This is a genomic window from Myxacorys chilensis (genome assembly GCF_059505265.1).
Genome location: NZ_JCACKG010000272.1, coordinates 1 through 2475 on the forward strand (window position 1 = coordinate 1; position 2475 = coordinate 2475).

Below are 2475 nucleotides of genomic sequence, written 5' to 3' on the forward strand. Positions count from 1 at the left end.
GACCGGGGCCTCGGCCATAAGCGCGCTGTTCGCCTGGGGCTCGCGAGGCGCCGGGAGCCTCGGGCTGGCTGCGGGTGGCGAGGCTGGGCTGCAAGTGACATTTGCCGTAGCCGCCGCACTCGGGGCGCTGGCGCTCGCGATTGCCGTGTGGGGGGCTCGCCCGCGCGCTGAGATCCGCCTCGGTGAGAACCCATAGGAGCTGGATCTCGCTAGGCTGGTTGCCAGAACCAGAAAGACTTGGCCGTGCAGAAGTCTTCATCGGCGCACAGAGCCAGGACCCTTGGCGAGGGTGGTCTAGAAGGGATCGACGGACAGGTTGTAGCCTGTTTCCTTGACAGGAAGGCGGACCCAAGGGTGGATCAGCGCCCTCCCCAAGCAGCTGAAAGCCAGCGAGGCAGCGATACCAGCATCCTTTCTGGTGCCTCACCTAGGCACACGGCCTTATACTCTCGGTTTGAAACCCCCATATCAATACCATCGCCGTAACGCTCTGGCCTCCGGCGCCTGAGAGACACGACTGCGCTCCCGCCCTGCCTTGTGCTTGGAGCCGTCGTATGCCCAGTCCTCTCGCCACCGCCAAAGCCATTGCGCGCGCCCTTCGGGCGGCTCGACGCGCAGGCCAGGTGCCGGAGGCGATCGTCCTGAGCCCTGAACTGCATGACAAGCTCCACACCGCCACCCTCCGTTATGTCTGGAGCGCCCCAAAGCCTGACTCGATGTTCGGCGTGCCTGTCGAGATCCACGCAAACGTAGAGGAGTGGGCTATCCGGGCGAGGTGAGTGGGCTTCTCGATGCCTAACTCGCTTGTCGGCTGTGCGTCGTGAGATGTTTCCTGCTTTCAGGAAGCCAACCCTATCGCACCGGCGTCCAGCTGCGGTGCAGAGGCGGGGACAAGCCCTCAGCAGCAGGGCGCAGTTCCAGCCAGTTCGGCGGAGGCCTCCTCCGCCATAGTCTGGGCGCAAGCCCCTGTCCTGTAGGGTGATTGTGGAAGGGGTAACGGTCTGCCCCCCATTGAACCCCCATCCGGACGGAAACCGGGCTCTCTGTGGCCGCGCGCGGGTGTGGCCCCGAAGATGTGCGCAGTAACACAGCACATCTGTCTCATTTTGAGACTTTTAGGTTGAGAGCGCGGAGGAGGGGTCAAGCGGTCCCGGCGGCCCGCAGGGCCAAGAGGCCAACACTTGAGGCCTCCGGAGCGCTTCACCCTCCTGGGCTGTTCTTCCGATGCGCGCATCGGAAGGACTGCCACCCCGGCGAGGGGTCTTTCTTTCTGTCCTCGGCCTCGGCGCTGCCGGCAGGCCAGGTCGGAGCGCAGCAGGGACCTAGCCGGGGGTTTCTGGCATGGGTTGGTCCTTGCCAAACAGGGGAAGGCCTCTACCGGCCCAAAAGACGGCCTAGGAAGCCTCTCTGGCTTCGTTGCTGGCGAAGTTGTTCACCCCTAGGCTACCTGAGGCGCGAGGTGTGCCGGACGATAGGAGCATGACCGCAATGGCGCCGGTCCCAATGCTTGCTTTCTGCTCCTGGGGCGCCTTGATCGCGATCCGGTCGCTCGGCCCCAAGGCACGTGCCGCCTCCCTCGCGCTCGGGGCGGTGCTCCTCTGGGCCACTTGGCCTACGCTGGCCACTTGGGCGCAGCCCGCGCCCCCATTCCTAATCATCGCGCTCGGCTCGGCTACGGGCTTTGCTGTCTCCCTGACGCGCGCCACCGCCACGGGGCAAGGGCGGGCATGGATACGGACCCGGCCACGAACGCTTCTGCTCGTTGCGGGCGGGCTCCTCCTCAACAACGTGCTCTATCTCATGGCCATGCCCCGGATAGGGCCGGCCGAGGCGAACGTCATCTCCTATCTCTGGCCCATCCTCCTGGTCCTGATCGCCTCGCGCATGGACGGCTCCCGGCTCACGCACAGCCAGTGGCTCGGTATCGGGGCAGCCTTCACAGGCGCGGCGCTCGCCATCGGCCCGACCTTTGCGCAGGGCTTCGACCTCTTGGGCGTCCTGCTGGCCTTCTCGAGCGGGCTCACCTTCGCGTTGTATGCGGCCATTCGCTCTCAGGGACAGGAGCGGCACGACGTGATTGGACCGTCCATGGGCCTGATGGCCGTCGTGGGCATGGGCCTGCACCTCTCCTTTGAGACAACACCCCAACTTGCCTGGGCTCAGCTCCTGGCCATCGCTGCCATCGGGGTTGCGCCCCTGACGCTCTCGAACATGCTGTGGGACCTCGCCAGCCGGACGGGTCAGATGGCGACGATCTCCGGGCTGGCTTACCTCACGCCGCTCTTCAGCCTTCTGCTGCTCTCGCTACTCGGGGTGGCGGCGGTGTCCTGGGGCACAGCGGCCGGTGCGGTGCTGATCGTTGCAGGCGCGCTGGCGGCGTCTCGTTAGACCTTCTCGTGCGAGGCATGACGCCTCGCCTCGTGCGTATTTCTTGCAGACCGTGTGGAAACGCACCCGGCGCCGAGCGACAGGGAG

1 protein-coding gene is annotated in these 2475 nt (G+C 65.8%); it reads left to right on the plus strand.

The annotated features are described in order from the left end of the window. Positions 1–1488 precede the first annotated feature (1488 nt). Positions 1489–2388 carry a DMT family transporter gene (locus tag AC5JLB_RS27790; protein WP_495877077.1) on the plus strand — a complete coding sequence of 300 codons (900 nt, stop codon included), beginning with the start codon at positions 1489–1491 and terminating at the stop codon, positions 2386–2388. The last annotated feature ends 87 nt before the right edge of the window (positions 2389–2475 follow it).

Coding starts and splice junctions, on each gene's coding strand:
- AC5JLB_RS27790 (WP_495877077.1), top strand. CDS start 1,489: ATGGCGCCGGTCCCAATGCTTGCTTTCTGCTCCTGGGGCGCCTTGATC.